This window comes from Paenibacillus sp. PAMC21692, from assembly GCF_014303795.1.
Taxonomy (GTDB): domain Bacteria; phylum Bacillota; class Bacilli; order Paenibacillales; family Paenibacillaceae; genus Pristimantibacillus; species Pristimantibacillus agaridevorans.
The window spans coordinates 6472501-6491499 of the sequence record NZ_CP060293.1; the positions used below are offsets into that span (position 1 = coordinate 6472501).

Genomic DNA, 18999 nt, shown 5'->3' on the forward strand with positions numbered 1-18999 from the left:
GTCGGCTACGCATCGTCGCCTTGGTGAGCCGTTACCTCACCAACTAGCTAATGCGCCGCAGGTCCATCCAACAGTGACAGATTGCTCCGTCTTTCCCGATTCGGCCATGCGACCAAATCGCGTATCCGGTATTAGCATTCGTTTCCGAATGTTATCCCGGTCTGTCGGGCAGGTTACCTACGTGTTACTCACCCGTCCGCCGCTAAGCATCAGAGGTGCAAGCACCTCATCAACTCCGCTCGACTTGCATGTATTAGGCACGCCGCCAGCGTTCGTCCTGAGCCAGGATCAAACTCTCCATTAAGGTGTTTGACTTGCTCATTACGTTGTTGCTATCCAAACTTCCTCATTGGACAAGCCAATTTCGAAAGTTTGTTATTCGATTCAATCTTGCGATTGTATCGGGCAGTTTCGCTCGTTGTTCAGTTTTCAAAGAACAATCTTTTCTTTCGCTCCAACCAAGTTATCTCGGCCGGAATTAGAATATACCATGACACTGATAGATTGGTCAAGCCTTTTGCTAAACTTTTTTTTCAAAAAGATTAAATAACTCTTCGGCTGCCCATCTGTTCGATGTCGCATCGGACCGGATATAATAAAAACAACTATATAAAGGTGGTGTGCTTTATGAAGCTTACTGTAATGACTTTCAACCTGAGAGTGAATGTGCCCTCCGACGGGGACAATGCTTGGCCTAACCGCAAGCAGCAAGTCGCCGATACTATCTTGTCGTATAACCCGGCGATCATCGGCACCCAAGAAGGAAGATACGATATGCTCGAGGATCTAGACGGCCTGCTGCCGGCATATACCCGCATCGGCGAAGGCCGAGCAGGCTATAGAAGCGGCGACGAAAGTCTGGACGAATGCTGCGCGATCTATTACGACAAACGTCAGCTCGCCTTGCTTGAAGAAGGACAATTCTGGCTGTCGGAGACACCGGAGCGGCCTTCCGGGAAAGCTTGGGACGCCGATTACCCCCGATTCTGCACCTGGGCTCGGCTGGAATCCGTTCATCATTCCGGAAATCAACTTTATCTCTTTAATACCCACTTCGACCATATCGGCGAGCTGGCCCGCGCCCGAAGCGCGCAGTTGATTCTGGACAAGATCGTTGACATCATCCAACCTTCCGAAGCCCCTTGCATCCTGACCGGCGATCTGAATTGTCACCCCAATGATGCCGCTATCCGCTTGTTGGCCGAACAATTAACCGACGCTTATAGCGCCATTATCGAACCCTTGGGACGGACCTTCCACGCATTCGAGGGGGGGACCCCGGGCGAGCCGATCGATTATATTTTTACAAGCCCTAATGTGTCGGTAGAGGAGAGCAGCATCATAAGAAGCAACATAAACGGTCGATATCCTTCCGACCATTACCCTGTCGTCGCGAAGCTCTCGCTGTAATTCATTAGCGACTGCAACCCATTAACAAGGAGGCTCCATTTTTATGAGTAGTACGAACTTACCACATCAAAGCGAGGAGCTCGAACGACTTCGCGCTTTGTTGCCGGGCTGGGTGAAAACAAGCAAAACGATGTGCCAGGCCGGCAAAGTAGCCTCCTATATCCCGGAGCTGTCCAAAGCTCCGGCGGATGCGCTTGGCATTCATGTCATCGACTTTTCCGGCAATTCCGTAACTGCTGGCGATTGCGGACTGTCATTTACGATGCAAAGCATATCCAAAGTATTTACCCTGCTGCTTGCCTTGATCGACCGGGGTCCGGAGATCGTATTCGACAAGGTGGGGATGGAGCCGACGGGCGACAACTTTAATTCCATGCTGAAGCTCGAGCTGGTGCAGCCGAGCATTCCTTTTAATCCGCTTATTAACGCTGGAGCGATTGCCATATCGTCTCTGATCGGGGGTGACGGTCCCGAAGAGAAGTCCGAACGCGTTCTGCGGTTTTTCCGTCGGTTAGCCGGCAACCCGGAACTTGCTTACGATCTCGACGTCTACCGCTCAGAGGCGCTCAGTGCCGATTTAAATCGCTCCATGGCCTATTTCCTCAAAGATAAAGGCGTCTTGAAGGGAAAGGTCGACGACGTCCTCGACGTTTACTTCCGCCATTGCTCCATAGCCGTTACCTGCAGCGATCTGTCTCGAATGGCGCTAGTGCTCGCTAACGACGGAACGGACCCCCTGTCCGGCGAGGCGCTGATCCCTCGCAGATACGTCCAGATCGCCAAAACCTTCATGGTGACTTGCGGCATGTACAACGCCTCCGGACAATTCGCGATCGAGGTGGGCCTGCCTGCCAAGAGCGGCGTCGCCGGCGGCATTTTAACCCTCGTTCCGGGTCGATATGGCATTGGCATCGTCGGGCCATCGTTAAATCCGAAGGGCAACAGCATCGCGGGCGTCCATCTGCTGGAGACCATTTCCCAGTCCCTTGACTGGAGCCTGTTCTAGAATACAAAAACCTCTCGCCCAAACAAATCGGGATGAGAGGTTTTTTGCATTATTGTTCGAAGATGGCGTAAACCTTCCAGGAGCCGTCTTCGGTTTTTTTCATGTAATAATGGCCATCGCTTGATACGGTCTCCGCCTGTTGCTGTCCATCGTATGCATACTTGAACAACCATGAGCCTCCCGTCGACTTTACGATGGCATAACGGTCGGAGGCGGATACCAGCTCGATGCTGCGTTCCCCCGTCTCCTCGACGCTGATGGCAATGCCGTCGCCGACTAGCTCCTTCATGCCTTCAATATATTGCTCCAGCGAGGTGAGCTGGAATGCCGTATATTGTTTCCCCAGCAAGGACGACAGTCCCTCCAGTTCGCCTTGATTAATGGCTGCAAGCTCTGCTTCGTCCGCAGTCAGAATAACGGATTCCAGCTGCTCGACGCTTGGCAGATCGCCGTCCTGCTGATTCAATGTTCTCTGAAGCATGACGACGGCCTCCGCTCGCTTCGCATGTTGAAAGGGCTTGAATTCAAGCTCCGTTATGCCGTTTACGATGCCTGCCCGGTTCGCTGATGCAATGGCATCGGCTGCGAAATAACCGCTGGCGGGAACGTCCTCGAATGGCGCAGCCTCCGATTCCGTTCCATCCTCTGTCTCCATCACGTCCGTGAAAGCGCGAACGACCATTGCCGCAATTTCGCCGCGTTCAATGAGCTGATGTGGTTTAAATTCTGTCGTTGTTATGCCGTTTACGATGCCTAGCGAGCTCGCGATTTGCACAGAATCGGCGTACCACTCTCCCGACGGCACATCCTGGAAAGCAGCCTGCTCTTTTTCGCTCTTAAGTCCCAGCGAGCGTACGAGCAGCGTCACGAATTCAGCTCGGGAGATGCTCTGCTCCGGCCTGATCTCTACCTCGCCTTCGTCCGTGCGATATCCTTTCAGAAGATCGGCCACGACGAAGTTGTCGAGCTCCTGGTAAGCCCAATGGTTTTCTATATCCACGGGAAAATACATTTCAAAGGAATGCTCTGAAGCCGCGCTTGCAGCCGCAGGCAGTATCGAAGCAGCAATAAGCATCCCTGCCGCCAAAGCGACTGCGCCTTGCTTCATTGATTTTTTCATATCGAAGTCCCCCTTCAACTGCAGGATTATTGATTCCTTAATTGCGAGTTCAAAAAGTTCGGTTTTCAGCACCGAGAAGATGGAATGAAAGTAGAAACTGAGGAGCGGAGCGTAGTGGAAGCTACGTGAGCACCGGAAGTTTCGCTTGCGTTCCATATTCGATGTCGAGTATGCTTCTTGGCATACTTCGTGATCAAAAGCGGACTTTTTGAACAACCTCTAAAGAAGGATATCAGAATCCGCAAGGCAGGACTACAGGGAAATACAGGTCGTTTATTCCGAATAGAACACTTTGAAAATAATATCCTGATTGTAATTGCCAAAGCCGCTTCCGAATAAAGTAACGCCGCCAACATGCTCGGCATCGGGTTGAACGCCGATACGGACCGTCCATTGGTTCCGATGAAGGGCGATCTCTCCCAGCGTCACGTTCGACATTCGCTGCCCGTCGATGTAAGTCCCGTCCTCCTGTATCCGAATCAGCTTTAGCAGTCCATATTGATTGACGGATTCCGGCCACCAGCTGGGCGAGAACTTCCCTCGTTTGTTCCCATAGTCGCCAGGGCTCGTCCATGTGCCAAGCTCGCATGCATTCAGTTGGAAGCTAATATCGGAAGGCCAATGCTCATTGACGCCCGGCGCCTCGGAGCCGATCTCGAGCATAATCTCAAGTGCCTCCGGATGTTGGGAGGTCAGCAAATAATTCGGTATTTTGTATTCCACAAAGCCATGTCCGAACCATAAGATGCCCGCGTTCATTCGTTCGGGATCCAGGAAGTATCTTGGATCGTCGAATTGGCCGATAAAGTTCTCTCTCGTGGCGATGCCGCATGTCGGATGAATGTCGCATTCCGTATAATGGCCGATCGGAATCATGGTCTCATGCGATTTCATCGCTTGATCACGCTTGTGCGGGAGCTCGATTCGAATGTTTTGCTCCGCCAGCTCGCACATCTTGTGGGTGCCGCCATCCTTGCGCACCATACGCGTATGCAATAATCCGGCAGCCTCGAGCTTCCGGATGTGCATCGTGACAATCGCGCTGCTCAGGCCGAGCGCAGCGGCTATATCTTTGACGTTCATGGCCTCCGCCGAGAGCAAATTCAATATCGCAAGCCGCACTTCGGAAGCCAGCGCTTCGTATAACGGCAGCCACTTCGCATCCGTATTCGCCTGTATCATCTATCCAATCCCATCCTTCCGCATGCTACTATCATACAACAAAAGAGGACGGATAAGCAGCATCCCGGCTCCTTCTCCGTCCCCGTGAGAGTCGGCATTCAATTAGGATTGCAGTTTCAGGCGAATAACGTTCCATGACGCTTTGTTCAAAATGCTCTCCAGCTTGCCGCTTGCGTCCATTGTCGACCGTCCATCGGCATGGGGCCGCACTTGGTCAGGACGATGCTCCGTATTCGTCGCAAGCAGATCGTCGTTCTCGAGGACGATATGCTCTACGATTGATGCCGCGCCGAAGCTTCTCAGATCGATTTCGAACGGAATCGCTTCCTCCAGCGAACGGTTTACGGCAAACACAGTCACTTCGCTCTTTTCTTCGTTGTAGACGGCGACGGATTCTACGTACGGCACATCCGTGAAGTCTGCGCTGTCATACTTCGGCGATTGAATGAGCGGCACAAGCACTTGACCGCGTCCAAACACGCTCGCATGCATGTAAGGATAATAGATCGTCTGCTTCCATGCGGGACCGCCATTACGCGTCATAATAGGCGCAATGACGTTGACGAGCTGCGCCATGCAGGCCATCTTGACGCGATCCGCGCGCTTTAACAGGCTAATCAGCATACAACCGACAACAAGCGCGTCTTCGTGCGTGTAGACATCCTCGAGCTGCGGCGGAGCGATCGACCATGGGTCCAGCTTTCTGTCGTGATCGTGAGAATGGAACCATACATTCCATTCGTCGAAGGAGAGATGAATCTTTTTCTTGCTCCGCTTCTTCGCTTGCACGTAGTCGGCCGTAGAAATGACCGTATGGATGAACTGATCCATGCCGACGGACTGGGCCAGGAAGTTTTTCGCGTCGCCCTTCTGATTGCCGAAATATTGATGGATCGATAAATAATCGACCGTATCGTAAGTGAGATCCAGTACCGTAGCTTCCCATTCCGGGAACGTCGACATCGTCCGGCTGGAGCTTCCGCAAGCGACCAGCTCGATGCTTGGATCGACAAGCCTCATCGTCTTGCCCGCTTCGTTGGCGAGACGTCCGTATTCTACCGCCGTCTTGCTGCCGATCTGCCAAGGTCCGTCCATCTCGTTGCCCAGACACCAGGTCTTTACGGCATGCGGCGTTTCATAACCGTGCGAACGTCTCAGATCGCTCCAGTAAGAACCCGATGCATGGTTGGAGTATTCCACCAGATTGCGGGCATCGTCGATGCCGCGCGTCCCGAGGTTGACCGCCATCATGGCTTCCGTACCCGCCTTGCCGCACCAGTCCATGAATTCGTTGAAGCCGATCCAGTTCGGCTCGATCGTCCTCCATGCCAGCTCCAGCCGTCTAGGACGATCCGCTACGGGACCGACTCCGTCTTCCCAATTGTAGCCTGATACGAAATTGCCCCCCGGATAACGGACGATCGGCACCTGCAGTCCCTTCACCAGCTCAAGCACGTCCTTCCGGAAGCCCTGCTCGTCCGCGTCGGGATGTCCCTCTTCATATATGCCTCCGTATACGGCTCTGCCCAAGTGTTCGATAAACGAACCGTATATCCGATCGTCAACCTGTCCGATTATAAAGTCTTTGTCCACTATCATCTTCGCCCGTTGAGTCATACCTTTTCCCTCTCCTTTGTTCAAGTTCAAGTTCTAGTGAGTTGATAGCTCTATTAAACAACATCACATGAATTAATTCAACACCTAATTTTAACTATAATGAATTCATATTTTAGTTAATTTATTGGAATGTTAATTGCACATTCTCCTCGCAAAAAAAACCATCAACCTTATGGTCAATGGTTATAGGCATAGCGGCGGAACCGCTTCAACCGATTATATGATAGCCGGCATCGACGTGAAGAACTTCGCCGGTAACCGCTCTGGACAATGGACTGAGCAAAAACAGGGTGGCATCGCCAACCTCGTCCTGATCGATATTCCGTCTGAGCGGAGCCTTCTGCTGGATCGTCGACATTATATCGTTGAAGCCCGATACACCCTTGGCTGCGAGCGTTCGAATCGGTCCCGCGGATACCGCGTTCACACGAATGCCGAATTGGCCCAGATCCTCTGCCAAGTAGCGAACGCTGGCTTCCAGCGACGCCTTCGCCACGCCCATGACATTGTAATTGCGCACGACCCTTTCAGCTCCAATATAGGATTGAGTCACGATGCTGCCGCCTTCGCTCATCCACTTCCTCGCTTCGCGGGCCACGGCAACGAGCGAATAAGCGCTGGCGTCCTGGGCAAGAAGGAAACCTTCGCGAGACGTATTGGCATATTCCCCCTTTAACTCATCCTTGTCCGCGAATGCAATAGAATGCGCGACTCCATGGATGATCCCAACGCGCGCCCCTATTGCGTCGAAGGCAGCCTGTATGCTGGCGTCCTCCGAAATATCACAGCTTACGGTCATAAGCGGCTCAATGCCCTTCTCCTCCAGCAGCTGGGACAGCTTCTGAAAAGAACGTTCCTTCCGGTAGGTAAAGATGAGGCTCGCTCCTGCTTTATAAAGCGATTTGGCGATGCCCCATGCGATGCTTCTTTCGTTTGCTACGCCCATAACTACTATATTTTTGCCCGTCATCCAATTGCTCAATGCGATCACCTCGGATAAGTTATATACTTGAATTTAGTACCTGGATTTAGTACCAGATACCAATTTATAAATATTGAACTTATCTTATCAATCTTTAACGTTTGGTGTCAATCCGCACTTTGTCAACAAACCGGAGGACGAAGGTGATAGAATAGGTGCATCCATTCATTATAAACAGCTGAGGAGATTGCTCATGAAGATTCATCCGATTACCATTCTGCGCACGACGGGCCTGCTCGACGGGATATCGCTGCTCTTGCTGCTTGCCGTTGCCATGCCATTAAAATATGTATGGGGACATGACCAAGCCGTAACCATCATGGGTAGCGTGCATGGCGGCATATTCGTCTTGTACGGACTCTCTATTTTGTATGCCGCCCTGAAAGTGAGATGGAGCTTGTTATGGCCTCTTGCCGCATTCGCCGCTGCCTTCGTTCCGCTCGGCAACTTTGTATTGGACTGGCAGCTCAAAAAAGCTCAGTCGAAATATGCCGTGGGGTCGATCAACGTTACGCTGCTCGTATACAGCATCGTGTTCTTCTCGTTCTTCGACTTGTTTGCGCAGTTGCCCGTCATGAGTACGTTCGCCACTTCAGTAGGAGCCAGCGCCTTCGTAGCCGGGTTCGTCATCGGCTTGTATTCTTTGTCCAATACAATCGGCAACATTCTGTCCGGCTTTTTGACGGACAAGCTCGGCCCCTTCCGAATGCTCATGGTCGGCTTGCTCTTGTCCAGCGGCGCGCTGCTGCTCTACCATATCGTCGACAGTCCTGCTCTGCTCATCGCCGTCCGCATCATACACGGCTTCGTCGCCGGTTTGATCGTCCCTGCCGCCTTTACCTTTTCCGCCAATACGACGGCTGGCAACGAACAAGGCAAGAAGGTCGCTCTTACCGGCACCTTCGTCGGCCTGGCGGCCATTGTCGGCCCCGCTTTCAGCGGGATTACGGCAAGCAAGACGTCCGTGCCGTTCGTGTTTGCTTGCGTCGCGGCGCTTGGCCTGCTGCTTACCGTGCTATCCGCGCTGTTCCTCAACCATTTAAAGGCGGCGCCGAACAAACAAAGCGATGGCGCTCTAACGCCTCAAGCAAGACCGTTTATAAACGCAGGCATCGCGAAGGCTTATGCCGGCGCCTTCTTCCTCATGTTTTCCCAAGGCGTAATCGCCTACCTGCTGCCGCTCCATGTCCAATCGCTGGGGTACGACTCGAGGTTAAGCGGAACGCTGATGAGCGTGTTCGGCATCGTTGCCGTACTCGTGTTTGTCCTGCCAACCAATCGAATCTTCGACCGGGTCTCTCCTGCCATTACGATGGCTGTCGGAGTGGGACTGATGGGCGTCAGCCAGCTGCTCATCGGGCCATCCTCTTCTTCGCTTGCCCTGTATGGCGTTATGGCATTGTACGGCATTGGTTTCGGTTTCTTGTTCCCGTCCATTAACACGATGCTGATCCGCTCGACGCCGTCCGGACGAAGAGGAAGAGCCTACGGCTACTTCTACGCCTTTTTCTCGCTCGGCGTCGTGGCGGGCTCCTCTACGCTAGGATGGTTGTCCCTGGGCATACAGCAAGGGTTTTTGCTGACCGGATTCATTTTATTGGCGGTAGCCGTTATATCAGCCGTTGGCAAACGGAGCGAGCAGGCGCTCGGTTCCTAGAATCGCTTCATAACTTCTCCCCCGTCCACATAAGTATGGTATGAACCGTATTTCGGAATCCGGAGGGATATTTCATGAAACAAGAGGAGATTCGCGAGCTCGAACGAGCCATCGATGAAATAACGGAGATCGCCCAAGGTTTCGGTCTCGATTTTTATCAGATGAGGTACGAGATTTGTCCGGCCGACATCATCTATACGTTCGGAGCGTACGGCATGCCGACCCGCTTTAGCCACTGGAGCTTCGGCAAAACATTTAACAAGATGAAGATGCAATACGATTTTGGTCTTAGCAAAATATACGAGCTCGTCATTAACTCCAATCCTTGTTACGCCTTCCTGTTGGACGGCAACTCTCTCATCCAGAACAAGCTGATCGTCGCCCACGTGCTGGCGCACTGCGATTTCTTCAAGAACAATGCCAGATTCGGAGTCTCCAACCGCAACATGGTCGAGAGCATGTCCGCGACGGCCGATCGGATCCATCAATACGAGATGCAATACGGCTCGGAAGCGGTGGAGAAATTCATCGACGCGATCCTCGCGATTCAAGAGCATGTCGACCCAACCCTCATCAAGCCATATCAACTGGACAAAAAAAGGTACATCGAGATGAGCAGCAAGGAGTTGGATTCTCCCCCTGCCAAAGCTTCCGCTTCCGCAAGCGGGGGATCCTTCGACGATCTGTGGGACCTCGATACGGAAGCAGTCGCGGCTGCAGCGGCGCAGGCGGAAGCGAGAGCCCTGGAGGCAAAGCGCTTCCCTCCGCGGCCGGAGAAGGACATCGTCTGGTTCATCGAGGAATATTCGACCGTTCTGGAGGATTGGCAGCGCGATATTCTGACCATGCTGAGGGACGAAATGCTGTACTTCTGGCCCCAGCTCGAAACAAAGATCATGAATGAAGGCTGGGCTTCCTACTGGCATCAACGCATTATCCGCGAGATGGATCTGACAAGCGAGGAGACGATCGAATTCGCCAAGCTTAATTCTTCCGTCGTCGTGCCGTCCCGCCATAGCCTGAATCCGTATTATCTCGGCCTGAAAATATTCGAGGACATCGAGCGCCGTTGGGATAAGCCGACGAAGGAGGAACAAGAGCGGTTCGGCCGCGTGCCCGGCAAGGGCAGGGAGAAGATGTTCGAGGTGCGCGAGCTCGACTCCGACATCTCCTTTCTGCGCAATTACTTGACCAAGGAACTGGTCGATGAGCTGGACCTGTATATTTTTGAAAAGAAGGGGCCGGAGTGGAAAATTACGGATAAATCCTGGGAAAACATCCGCGAACAGCTCGTTTACTCCAAGGTGAACGGCGGTTTCCCCTCCCTTATGGTGAAAGACGGCGACTTCAACCGCGTCGGAGAATTGTACCTCACTCATCAGTACGAGGGGACGGAGCTGGATCTCAAATACGTGGAGCGCACGCTTCCTTACGTCGTGCAGCTGTGGGGCAAAAACGTTCACTTGGAGACGTTTGTGGAGGACAAAAAAATCGTGTTCAGTTGCGACGGAAAAAAAACGAGCCGAAAATTCGTTTAATGCGAAAGGAGCAATCTCGCGGGTCGACAATCGACCTTTGAGGCTGCTCCTTTTATTTGCCGTCTATTGAACCTCGACCGGCTTTTTCTTCGTAACGTGAAGATCGCCGGTATATAGATGGACGAACACTTCGTTAATGCCCGTACGGGTAAATGTGTAGTCTGTCTTAAAAGTGTTGTCTCCGGCAAACTCGGCATCTACGATTTCGGTCTCATCGCCGACGCGGATCTCGAAGGAAACGGTCGCCGACTTATCCAGCTCGATGCCCGTGAATTGTCCGGCCAGCTTTACAGCTTCGTTCCCTTTGGCAGGCGCCGGATCCGTCGTGACCGTAACGTCCACCGAGGCGGGATCGACGGAAGATGCCGAGCCTCCCGAAGAACATGCGGTCAGCGCAACAAACAGCACGAGAGCCAACAGTACAGGAGTAATTCTAGAGATGGGATTCGATGTCATCATGCACCAGCTTTCCAAATTAAAGTTCTGCTCCTATCTTACCATCCCCGCCGGCCGCTTCGCATGCCTACTACGGGCTATAGCTATGAACAACGGGTGAACATTGTCCGAATCGCCGCATTATGCCATGGATAAGCAAGGTCCGGCCGCAAATACTTCCCATGGCAGAAGTGCTCCAATCGCGGGATAGCGGCAGCGACTTTCGCCCAAGCTACTCATGAACCAATACTCCCATTTAGAAAGGATGTTTACGTTCATGAAGAAAGCAGGCCTGTTCGCAGCATTATTGACATGTTTCACATTGGCTTTCACGGCGCCGACCGCGGATGCCAATCGCTACGAGGGTATCGAGCCAAGCGGTAACGCCAATATGAACGCCACTCGCTACAATGGCACAGAAACGATCGGGGAAGAAATGCGGGAAGGCTACAACAACATGAAAACCGGCATGCAGCGTGCGACGAACCGGGTTGAATACGACGTCGAACGCGCCGCTAACAGCGTGGGGAACGGCATGAATCGCGCCATGAACCGTGCCGAGACGGGCGTGAACCGCGCAACCAATCGGGTCGAGAACGGCGTCCGCACCTATGATACACGAAATGACAATGGAACGGTCAACAATCGTTACCGCGCCATGAACACGACAAACAATGGCTACCGCGCTACCGCGACGACGACAAACAATAATCGCGGCTGGAGCTGGGGCTGGCTAGGTCTGCTGGGCTTGTTTGGCCTTGCCGGCATGAGAAGCCGTGATCGGGAACGCGATCGGGCGTAATTAACGAAACGAAAAGCCTCCATAACCGCGCAGCCGCGGTTATAGAGGCTTTCTTCCTTCATAATGCGTGGTTGTTATCGCTTGATGTGCTGCGGCTTAATCATCGTGCGGGCGATCTCGTCGGCGATCGCGGAAATTTCGTCGTTCATTGCGACCGACTGCATCCCGTATTGGCCGCCGTTCCGATTCGCGTTTCGCACCCGTTCCACCAGCGAATCATCCGAGGTTACATAATAATCGTATTCCGGATATTGCCACAACAGCTGGGACATCACCTGCTTTTCGACGATACGGCGCTTGCCGTAATCGTCCACCGATACGCCGACCACAACCGTGTCGCCATTTAACGCGACGATTGCTCCCTCGACACCCGGCACCTGCTCGGCGATCCGCGTCAATTGTTCGCTCCCAACCCTTGCCGTACCGTTCTGCGAACGTACGCCGAGCGGACCTATTCCTTTCGTTGCTCCCGGGCTCCTGGCCTCATAGCCGTCCCTCCGCTCCGGCGCCGTATCGCCGCAGCCGCTTTGCAGCGCGAGAATACCGGATAGGAGCAAGACGTACATCCCGTTTCTCCAAGGCATCATGGATTCATCCACCTCCGTCGTATGCTCTTAACATTCGCAGAGAGGGATGGAAATTATACATGACTTTCCTTACATCCTAAACGGCTGCTTCTAATCCGCCCTAAGGCTTTTTAAATCCTGCGTAACTTTATCCACCATATGAACGAAGGAAGCAAGCTCCTCCGACAACGCCGCTTGATTGCGCGCTTGCTCCGAGGTCTGCTCCGACTCCCGCCGGACCTCTTTCAGCTTCTTGTCGATTTCCTCCAGCTTCTGCCCAATCCCCTCCATAGCGTTACGGGACGAAGCGGCCAGCTTGCGCACCTCGTTCGCAACGACTTCGAATCCGCGTCCGTGCTCGCCGGCCCGCGCCGCTTCGATCGCCGCATTTAGACCAAGCAGATGTGTCTGGTCCGACAAGCCGCGGATAAGAATCCCCATCTCGCTAATGCCGTCAAGCTCGCCGCGCAGCTCTTCGAGCAAGATATGCGATTTATCTTGAGATTGCGAAGTCGATATCGCGGTTGTCGCAATTTGATTAGCGCCTTCGTCGAGCTCTGTTATCAATGATGCCAGCTCCTGCACGGCTCCCGTAACTGTCGTTAGCATGGAGGCACGGTCGTCTGCAAGGTCCTGGATTTTGACCTGCTCGTGCATATTGTAGGCTTCGAGTACGAATTGCGAATCCAGATTGAACATCTTGGTCAGTGCGAACACGACCTGCTGCCACCGATCTGGCAAGGCTTGTCTCATCACATCGGTCGCGATATCCAAATATATCATGTAAGTACCCAAATACCAGTCCGTCGTAAGTCCAATTCGCGAGTGCACGGCTCCGATCCGGATCCGATTTTCGATGTAAGCGTCGTCAATCCCGCCGTCGGCAAGCGACAGCCAATAAACGCGCTGCGTTTCTTTTAATCTATCTACAGTGCTGACCCTTTCGATTATGGCAACCAGTTCCGGCTCTTTCCCAATCCTGTCGTAGAAGCGGTCGACGACTTGCTTGACGACTTCCTCGAAGATTGGCCGACAGCCCTTCAACAATTGCAGATCCAACTCCGTAATTCCGGTAAAATCCAATTGTTTGCGACGTACAGCATTTACTTGTATCAATATACACGGCTCCTCTAATGTAGTGCGATCACTCCTATTATATCGGCATCCGGCAAATTTCTGTAGAGAATATTTGAGATTAAGTTCAACTTTCTTGACGACGGGCAGCCTCTACCCTCGCTTATGGAGAAGGTAAAGGCTGCGTATATGGACTATTAAATCGGAGAGGACTACTTATCGATTCAACAGGCTTCCCACATAGCGCAAGAGCTCATTCGCGCAGACCGGGCAATAGGAATGTTCGTCGATAAGCCGCTTCGATACCTCGTTAATGCGCTTAAGCTGGCTTTCATCCGGCGTTTTCGTCGATGTCGTAATCTTTACAATATCCTTCAGATCGGTAAACAGCTTCTTCTCCACCGCTTCGCGGAGGCGCTCGTGACTTGTAAAGTCAAACTTCCTTCCCTTTCGGGAATAGGATGAGATACGAATAAGAATTTCCTCGCGGAACGCCTTCTTCGCGTTCTCCGATACGCCGATTTGCTCCTCGATGGAACGCATGAGACGTTCGTCGGGATCAAGCTCCTCCCCAGTAAGGGGATCCTTGATCTTCGCCCAATTGCAATATGCTTCGATATTGTCGAGATAATTCTCGAACAAGGTACGGGCGGATTCCTCGAACGAATAGACAAACGCCTTCTGAATCTCCTTCTTGGCGAGACCGTCGTACTCCTTGCGCGCGATTGAGATAAAGTTTAAGTAACGCTCGCGTTCTTCCTTCGTTATGGATGGATGCTGATCCAGTCCTTCCTTTAAGGCGCGCAGCACGTCGAGCGCGTTAATGCACTGCATATCCTGCTTGATCAAGGCACTCGATATCCGGTTGATGACATAGCGGGGATCGATACCCGACATGCCTTCTTCGGCATACTCGTTTTGCATTTCCTTCAAATCCGCTTCCTTAAAACCCTCGACCTCCTGGCCGTCGTACATCCGCATCTTTTTGACGATATCCATTCCCTGCTTCTTCGTTTCCTTCAGCCGCGTCATAATGGAGAAGATCGCGGCCGATTTCAGAGCGTGGGGCGCGATGTGGATATGTCTCATGTCGCTCTGCGAGATCAGCTTGTCGTATATCTTTTCTTCCTCCGACACCTTGAGATTGTAAGGAATCGGCATGACGATCATCCGGGATTGAAGCGCTTCGTTTTTCTTATTGCTGATAAACGCCTTGTACTCCGATTCGTTCGTATGAGCGATGATAAGCTCGTCGGCGCTGATGAGGGCGAAGCGGCCGGCTTTGAAGTTGCCTTCCTGGGTCAGGGAGAGCAGGTTCCACAGAAACTTCTCATCGCATTTCAGCATCTCCTGGAACTCCATCAGGCCCCGGTTCGCTTTGTTAAGCTCTCCGTCGAAACGGTAGGCTCGCGGATCGGATTCCGACCCGTACTCCGTTATGGTGGAGAAGTCGATGCTGCCCGTAAGGTCCGCGATATCCTGCGATTTGGGATCCGACGGGCTAAATGTACCTATACCGACCCTGTTGTCTTCCGATATAAAGACGCGTTCCACCATAACGTTTTCGATATGTCCGCTGTATTCCGTTTGGAGCCTCATTTGGCAGGACGGGCATAGATTGCCTTCGATCCTTACGCCAAGCTCCTTTTCGATCTCCTGCCTCAGCTCATGGGGAATGAGATGAAGCGGATCCTCGTGCATCGGACATCCTTTAATCGCATAGACGGCGCCACGCTGCGTTCGCGAGTAACGTTCCAGACCTTTTTTAAGCATGGTCACGATCGTCGACTTGCCGCCGCTGACCGGTCCCATCAAGAGAAGAATCCGCTTGCGTACATCGAGCCTCCTTGCGGCAGAATGGAAGTACTCCTCCACCAGCTTCTCTACCGCTCGGTCCAGACCGAATATTTCCTGTTCAAAAAATTTATAAGTCTTGCGCCCTCCAGCGTCCTCGACCCCGTACGATTCGATCATTTCATACACGCGCGAATGCGCGGTCATTGCCGGGGAGGGATCCTGCCTGAGAAGTTCAACGTATTCTTTGAAGCTCCCAGTCCATGCCAACCTCTCGCTCTCCGCCTGGTATTCGGATATTCGTTTGAAAATGTCCATGCCGTGTCTCCTCCCATCGCTTCCAATCTCCGCTATTCCTTCTCCGCTCGGGAAACATTTCCGCGCCAGCCGCCTTGTAGTCCAACTTTTTGTGAAGTATTAAATACCTATGCTTATTTCACCTGGAAATTGACCATTATTTTGTTCGCTGCTCCGCAAATAATCGACAAGTTGCCGCAAGCCCCTGTTATAATAAGGAGATATGCAGATGCCGGAGCCTGCCGGAAGGAGTTGGGTAATAATGGCAGTTATAAAGGAAGAGGAATTGTACCCTCCTATTAAACGTTATTACGAAGCGAGGGGTTATACGGTAAAAAGCGAGGTGATGCATTGCGACCTGGTCGCCAATCATCCCGAGCGCGACGACACAGTCATCGTCGAAATGAAAAAGACGTTCAACCTCGCCTTGCTTCTGCAAGGGGTTGAACGTCTTCGGCTCCACGCCGACGTCGTGCTGGCCGTAGAACGCAATCGCAAAAAAAGCGGTGCCGTCAATCAACGATTCGGCGACTTGACGGAGCTGTGCCGGATGCTTGGTCTCGGTCTGATGACCGTCACTTTCTATAAGACAAAAGCTCCGGTCATTGAAATGTTATGCGAGCCTGGCGATCCTCCTGTTCGAGGAGCAAGGCATCGCAAGCGGGATCGGCTGCTCACGGAATTCAGGGAACGCAGCGGCGACTACAACGTTGGAGGTTCCACAGGCCGCAAGCTTGTGACGGCCTACCGCGAGAAAGCTCTGCGCTGCGCATACGTACTGCAAGCGCGAGGTCCGTCGGCGCCGAAGGCCGTAGCCGCCGCGACAGGCTTCAGCCGCAGCGGCCAGCTCATGCGCGAGAATCATTACGGCTGGTTCCGCAAGATCGATCGCGGCGTGTACGCCCTGCAGCCGCAAGGAGCGGAAGCGCTGACGCATTATGGCGACGTGCTGTCGCGCTGGATCGCCGAGACTAGCTTCGAACCGTGAATTCCCCGATCGCCTCGACCAGGCGTTCTACCCCTTGAACCGTCCGGGCTCCCTTGTTATGCGTGAAATTCAGCCGCGCCGTATTGCGCTTCGGCTCGCCGGCATAGAAGGAGATGCCCGGCACGAATGCCACGCCTTTCCCTACCGCGCATCGCAGCAGAGCCTCGGCATCCATCCCCTCCGGAAGATCTACCCACAGGAACATGCCGCCCTTCGGTTTTACCCATGTCAGATCAGACAACCCGCTCTGCTCCAACAGAGAGTGCATTTCCAGCATACGATCGCCGTATTCCCTGGAGATCAGCGCGATGTGCGCGTCGAGATCAAAGCTTCGCAGCAGTTGACTTAGAATTTGTTGATCCATCGTGCTGGAGTGCAGATCTGCCGCTTGTTTCGCTTTGGCCATCATCCTGATGACCCGGCTGTCGCCGATTGCCCAGCCCGTCCGAAGCGCCGGTGCTACCGTCTTGGAGAAGGTGCTCGTATAGATGACGGGATTGTTCTCTGCCGGGCCTGCAATGGAGAACATCGAAGGATAGTTCTCCTCGGACTTGAACTTGATGTCGCCATAAGGATCGTCTTCAATAACGAGAAGACCGTATTGCTTGCATAAAGCAACCATACGCTTGCGGCGCTCCTCGCTCCAAACTTTGCCTGTAGGATTGCTGAATGTAGGAACAGCATACAGCAGCTTGGGTCCGTACTGCTTGATCAATGCTTCAGCCGCCTCGGGGATGATGCCTTCCTCGTCGGAATCGGCGGCGACAACCTGGAGACCATGCAGAGCGAACACCTGCAGGCTGGCGAGATAGGTCGGTTTCTCTACTAAAACGATATCTCCCGGTTCCGTCAGTACGCCGATCAACAAATCGATGGCCTGCTGGGATCCCGTCGTCAAAATCATTTCGTCAGGCGTAGCCGCCATGCCTTTGGCTGCCATACGGCCGCACAGCTGCTCGCGAAGCGGAAGATAACCTTCCGTTAGTCCGTACTGAAGCGCCCCCGTTCCTGCCGTAAATACGCGATCAGCAGCTTCTCGAACGGCTTGTACGGGGAACAACTCTTCTGCCGGAAGCCCGCCCGCGAATGAAATCATGTCTTTCCCTTGAGTCAGCTTCAGAATGTCGCGAACGGCAGATGATTTTAAGTTCGCTACATTTGTCGAAAATCGGTAATCCATCGATTGTGCCCCTCTCCTGCATCTTTCGATAATTTTCTACATTACATTACTCATATCCTCTATGTTAACAATGTGTTCACAACTTTTAAAGTTTTCTTTTTCTCCACACTTGGTTATAATATCTATAGTTAACTGGAGGTGTCGATGGAATGCTTGGTTTGAACTTTTGGATCGTTATCACCGTGTTCGTGTTGTTTATAGCCGCAATCTTGACGAGCTCATACAACGACGACAAAACCAGCGGGCTATAATGCGCTTTTTTTCCGCAAGTACGAATGAAGCTTCTGAACCAAGATCAACTTGGCGCAGAAGCTTCATTTCGTTTGCGGGCATCGACCGGCAAACTTGCCGTTAGCGGCTATCGCTTGAGAAAGCCCATCTCTCCCATGCATCCTCCGCAAACATATCTTTCTTTAAACTCTTGAACTTCGTTCATGGAACCGCAGAACACGCATTTTGGGCGGTACCGCTCCAGAATGATGTGATCTCCTTGAACGAATATTTCCACGGGATCGCCTTCGTTCATCAGATACCGCTTGCGCAACGACTTCGGAAGAACGATGCGTCCAAGCTGATCTACTTTCCTTACCACTCCTGCTGGTTTCATCAGTTTCACCTCTTTATGCCTGAATTTATAGTTTTGCGAAACTTTTGCGGACCACCACAATTAATTAATACGTTCGCTATTTGTACAGATTCGACGACAGAAACAAATTTCCTTCCCCGCAAATTAAGTTGGAATTTTCGAAAAATTAATCCAAACCAATGAAATTGTTTTGTCGCAAAGCTTCATATATGACAATTGCAACTGAATTTGACAAATTTAGGGATCTCACATGATCGGTCCTCATCGGCATCTTCATGCAAGTTTCCAAGTTTTCGTCGATCAATGCTTGAGGCAGACCTTTCGTTTCCTTGCCGAACACAAAGAAGTCGCCATCCCGGTATTCGAAGTCCGTATAATATCGGGTGGCACGCGTGCTCGCGAAATAGAAACGTCCTTCGGGATACAGCTCTCTAACCTCCTGGAAGGAATCATGGTACATAATTTGTACGGAATGCCAGTAATCAAGCCCCGCGCGTTTTAGCGTTCTATCGTCCGTATCGAAGCCCAGCGGCCTGACCAGATGGAGGATCGTTCCCGTCGCCGCGCAGGTCCGTGATATATTGCCCGTATTCGCGGGAATTTCCGGTTCAACCAACACAATGTGAAATGCCATATGAATTGTTGCTCCCGTCTTCATGCTAGGGCGTGTCTGAGAACTCTGAGGAGAGCAAATTTTGCCGAATTTTCGTTCCATGCAAGGCGCGTTTGTGAAGGCGTACCGGGGGTACGTCAAGCAAACGGAAC

The 18999-nt window shown here is 52.5% G+C and carries 17 protein-coding genes and 1 rRNA gene (1 of these 18 only partly in view); 6 read left to right on the forward strand and 12 right to left on the reverse strand.

Annotation, left to right across the window (positions count from 1 at the left end):
- Window positions 1-304: ribosomal RNA gene (locus tag H7F31_RS26355) — 16S ribosomal RNA — on the reverse strand; it reaches 1251 nt to the left of the window's first position.
- A 323-nt stretch (window positions 305-627) separates the two neighbouring features.
- Between H7F31_RS26355 and H7F31_RS26360 the strand changes: the two genes are divergently transcribed.
- Window positions 628-1410, forward strand: coding sequence for an endonuclease/exonuclease/phosphatase family protein (locus tag H7F31_RS26360; RefSeq protein WP_187101218.1), 783 nt, complete (start codon window positions 628-630; stop codon window positions 1408-1410).
- Between the two features lie 43 nt (window positions 1411-1453).
- Window positions 1454-2416 (forward strand): glutaminase A, encoded by a 963-nt coding sequence (gene glsA, locus H7F31_RS26365; protein ID WP_187101219.1) that lies wholly within the window; start codon window positions 1454-1456, stop codon window positions 2414-2416.
- A gap of 49 nt (window positions 2417-2465) precedes the next feature.
- Here the strand turns inward: glsA and H7F31_RS26370 are convergent, their stop codons facing one another.
- From H7F31_RS26370 to fabI, 4 genes are all read right to left on the reverse strand, one after another.
- Window positions 2466-3536 (reverse strand): S-layer homology domain-containing protein, encoded by a 1071-nt coding sequence (locus H7F31_RS26370; protein ID WP_187101220.1) that lies wholly within the window; start codon window positions 3534-3536, stop codon window positions 2466-2468.
- 273 nt (window positions 3537-3809) lie between these two features.
- On the reverse strand, window positions 3810-4718 hold the full coding sequence (locus H7F31_RS26375) for an ArsR/SmtB family transcription factor (protein ID WP_187101221.1): 909 nt from the start codon (window positions 4716-4718) through the stop codon (window positions 3810-3812).
- A gap of 102 nt (window positions 4719-4820) precedes the next feature.
- On the reverse strand, window positions 4821-6335 hold the full coding sequence (locus H7F31_RS26380) for an arabinosylfuranosidase ArfA (protein ID WP_187101222.1): 1515 nt from the start codon (window positions 6333-6335) through the stop codon (window positions 4821-4823).
- Window positions 6336-6543: 208 nt separating this feature from the next.
- The gene (gene fabI / locus H7F31_RS26385; protein ID WP_187105553.1) at window positions 6544-7305 is read right to left on the reverse strand and encodes an enoyl-ACP reductase FabI; all 762 of its coding nucleotides are present in this window, start codon (window positions 7303-7305) and stop codon (window positions 6544-6546) included.
- Window positions 7306-7510: 205 nt separating this feature from the next.
- On the opposite strand from fabI, the gene H7F31_RS26390 reads away from it, so the two are divergent.
- Together H7F31_RS26390 and H7F31_RS26395 are read left to right on the forward strand one after the other, a co-directional pair.
- Window positions 7511-8974: an MFS transporter gene (locus H7F31_RS26390; protein ID WP_187101223.1), complete on the forward strand. Its 1464-nt coding sequence runs from the start codon at window positions 7511-7513 to the stop codon at window positions 8972-8974.
- A gap of 74 nt (window positions 8975-9048) precedes the next feature.
- On the forward strand, window positions 9049-10512 hold the full coding sequence (locus H7F31_RS26395; protein ID WP_187101224.1) for a SpoVR family protein: 1464 nt from the start codon (window positions 9049-9051) through the stop codon (window positions 10510-10512).
- A gap of 63 nt (window positions 10513-10575) precedes the next feature.
- Here the strand turns inward: H7F31_RS26395 and H7F31_RS26400 are convergent, their stop codons facing one another.
- Complete coding sequence (locus H7F31_RS26400) at window positions 10576-10971, reverse strand: hypothetical protein (protein WP_187101225.1); 396 nt, start codon at window positions 10969-10971, stop codon at window positions 10576-10578.
- A gap of 253 nt (window positions 10972-11224) precedes the next feature.
- Between H7F31_RS26400 and H7F31_RS34055 the strand changes: the two genes are divergently transcribed.
- Window positions 11225-11749 (forward strand): WGxxGxxG-CTERM domain-containing protein, encoded by a 525-nt coding sequence (locus tag H7F31_RS34055; RefSeq protein WP_222622726.1) that lies wholly within the window; start codon window positions 11225-11227, stop codon window positions 11747-11749.
- A gap of 74 nt (window positions 11750-11823) precedes the next feature.
- On the opposite strand, the gene H7F31_RS26410 is transcribed toward H7F31_RS34055, so the two are convergent.
- The 3 genes from H7F31_RS26410 to H7F31_RS26420 all read right to left on the reverse strand — a co-directional run bounded on the left by H7F31_RS26410 (window position 11824) and on the right by H7F31_RS26420 (window position 15501).
- Complete coding sequence (locus H7F31_RS26410) at window positions 11824-12336, reverse strand: YhcN/YlaJ family sporulation lipoprotein (protein WP_187101226.1); 513 nt, start codon at window positions 12334-12336, stop codon at window positions 11824-11826.
- 90 nt (window positions 12337-12426) lie between these two features.
- Window positions 12427-13431 carry a globin-coupled sensor protein gene (locus H7F31_RS34510; RefSeq protein WP_187101227.1) on the reverse strand — a complete coding sequence of 335 codons (1005 nt, stop codon included), beginning with the start codon at window positions 13429-13431 and terminating at the stop codon, window positions 12427-12429.
- Window positions 13432-13605: 174 nt separating this feature from the next.
- Window positions 13606-15501 carry a PrkA family serine protein kinase gene (locus H7F31_RS26420; RefSeq protein ID WP_187101228.1) on the reverse strand — a complete coding sequence of 632 codons (1896 nt, stop codon included), beginning with the start codon at window positions 15499-15501 and terminating at the stop codon, window positions 13606-13608.
- 241 nt (window positions 15502-15742) lie between these two features.
- Here H7F31_RS26420 and H7F31_RS26425 point away from each other — a divergent pair, with 241 nt between their 5' ends.
- Window positions 15743-16468, forward strand: coding sequence for a DUF2161 domain-containing phosphodiesterase (locus H7F31_RS26425; protein ID WP_187101229.1), 726 nt, complete (start codon window positions 15743-15745; stop codon window positions 16466-16468).
- On the opposite strand, the gene H7F31_RS26430 is transcribed toward H7F31_RS26425, so the two are convergent.
- The 3 genes from H7F31_RS26430 to trmL form a co-directional block, all read right to left on the reverse strand.
- A complete protein-coding gene (locus tag H7F31_RS26430) occupies window positions 16452-17648 on the reverse strand; it encodes an aminotransferase-like domain-containing protein (RefSeq protein WP_187101230.1) in 1197 nt (398 codons plus the stop codon). The genes H7F31_RS26425 and H7F31_RS26430 overlap by 17 nt on opposite strands.
- Before the next feature lie 358 nt (window positions 17649-18006).
- Window positions 18007-18255 carry an AbrB/MazE/SpoVT family DNA-binding domain-containing protein gene (locus H7F31_RS26435; RefSeq protein WP_179215969.1) on the reverse strand — a complete coding sequence of 83 codons (249 nt, stop codon included), beginning with the start codon at window positions 18253-18255 and terminating at the stop codon, window positions 18007-18009.
- Window positions 18256-18400: 145 nt separating this feature from the next.
- The gene (trmL, locus tag H7F31_RS26440) at window positions 18401-18868 is read right to left on the reverse strand and encodes a tRNA (uridine(34)/cytosine(34)/5-carboxymethylaminomethyluridine(34)-2'-O)-methyltransferase TrmL (protein WP_187101231.1); all 468 of its coding nucleotides are present in this window, start codon (window positions 18866-18868) and stop codon (window positions 18401-18403) included.
- Window positions 18869-18999: the final 131 nt, after the last annotated feature.

What these genes read in the sequence shown, in the direction of transcription:
- H7F31_RS34055 (WP_222622726.1), top strand. Translation starts at nt 11,225, where the DNA reads ATGAAGAAAGCAGGCCTGTTCGCAGCATTATTGACATGTTTCACATTG.
- H7F31_RS26390 (WP_187101223.1), top strand. Translation starts at nt 7,511, where the DNA reads ATGAAGATTCATCCGATTACCATTCTGCGCACGACGGGCCTGCTCGAC.
- H7F31_RS26400 (WP_187101225.1), bottom strand. Translation starts at nt 10,971, where the DNA reads ATGATGACATCGAATCCCATCTCTAGAATTACTCCTGTACTGTTGGCT.
- H7F31_RS26425 (WP_187101229.1), top strand. Translation starts at nt 15,743, where the DNA reads ATGGCAGTTATAAAGGAAGAGGAATTGTACCCTCCTATTAAACGTTAT.
- H7F31_RS26360 (WP_187101218.1), top strand. Translation starts at nt 628, where the DNA reads ATGAAGCTTACTGTAATGACTTTCAACCTGAGAGTGAATGTGCCCTCC.
- fabI (WP_187105553.1), bottom strand. Translation starts at nt 7,305, where the DNA reads ATGACGGGCAAAAATATAGTAGTTATGGGCGTAGCAAACGAAAGAAGC.
- H7F31_RS26375 (WP_187101221.1), bottom strand. Translation starts at nt 4,718, where the DNA reads ATGATACAGGCGAATACGGATGCGAAGTGGCTGCCGTTATACGAAGCG.
- H7F31_RS26370 (WP_187101220.1), bottom strand. Translation starts at nt 3,536, where the DNA reads ATGAAAAAATCAATGAAGCAAGGCGCAGTCGCTTTGGCGGCAGGGATG.
- H7F31_RS26410 (WP_187101226.1), bottom strand. Translation starts at nt 12,336, where the DNA reads ATGATGCCTTGGAGAAACGGGATGTACGTCTTGCTCCTATCCGGTATT.
- H7F31_RS26420 (WP_187101228.1), bottom strand. Translation starts at nt 15,501, where the DNA reads ATGGACATTTTCAAACGAATATCCGAATACCAGGCGGAGAGCGAGAGG.
- H7F31_RS26395 (WP_187101224.1), top strand. Translation starts at nt 9,049, where the DNA reads ATGAAACAAGAGGAGATTCGCGAGCTCGAACGAGCCATCGATGAAATA.
- glsA (WP_187101219.1), top strand. Translation starts at nt 1,454, where the DNA reads ATGAGTAGTACGAACTTACCACATCAAAGCGAGGAGCTCGAACGACTT.
- H7F31_RS26380 (WP_187101222.1), bottom strand. Translation starts at nt 6,335, where the DNA reads ATGACTCAACGGGCGAAGATGATAGTGGACAAAGACTTTATAATCGGA.
- trmL (WP_187101231.1), bottom strand. Translation starts at nt 18,868, where the DNA reads ATGGCATTTCACATTGTGTTGGTTGAACCGGAAATTCCCGCGAATACG.
- H7F31_RS26430 (WP_187101230.1), bottom strand. Translation starts at nt 17,648, where the DNA reads ATGGATTACCGATTTTCGACAAATGTAGCGAACTTAAAATCATCTGCC.
- H7F31_RS26435 (WP_179215969.1), bottom strand. Translation starts at nt 18,255, where the DNA reads ATGAAACCAGCAGGAGTGGTAAGGAAAGTAGATCAGCTTGGACGCATC.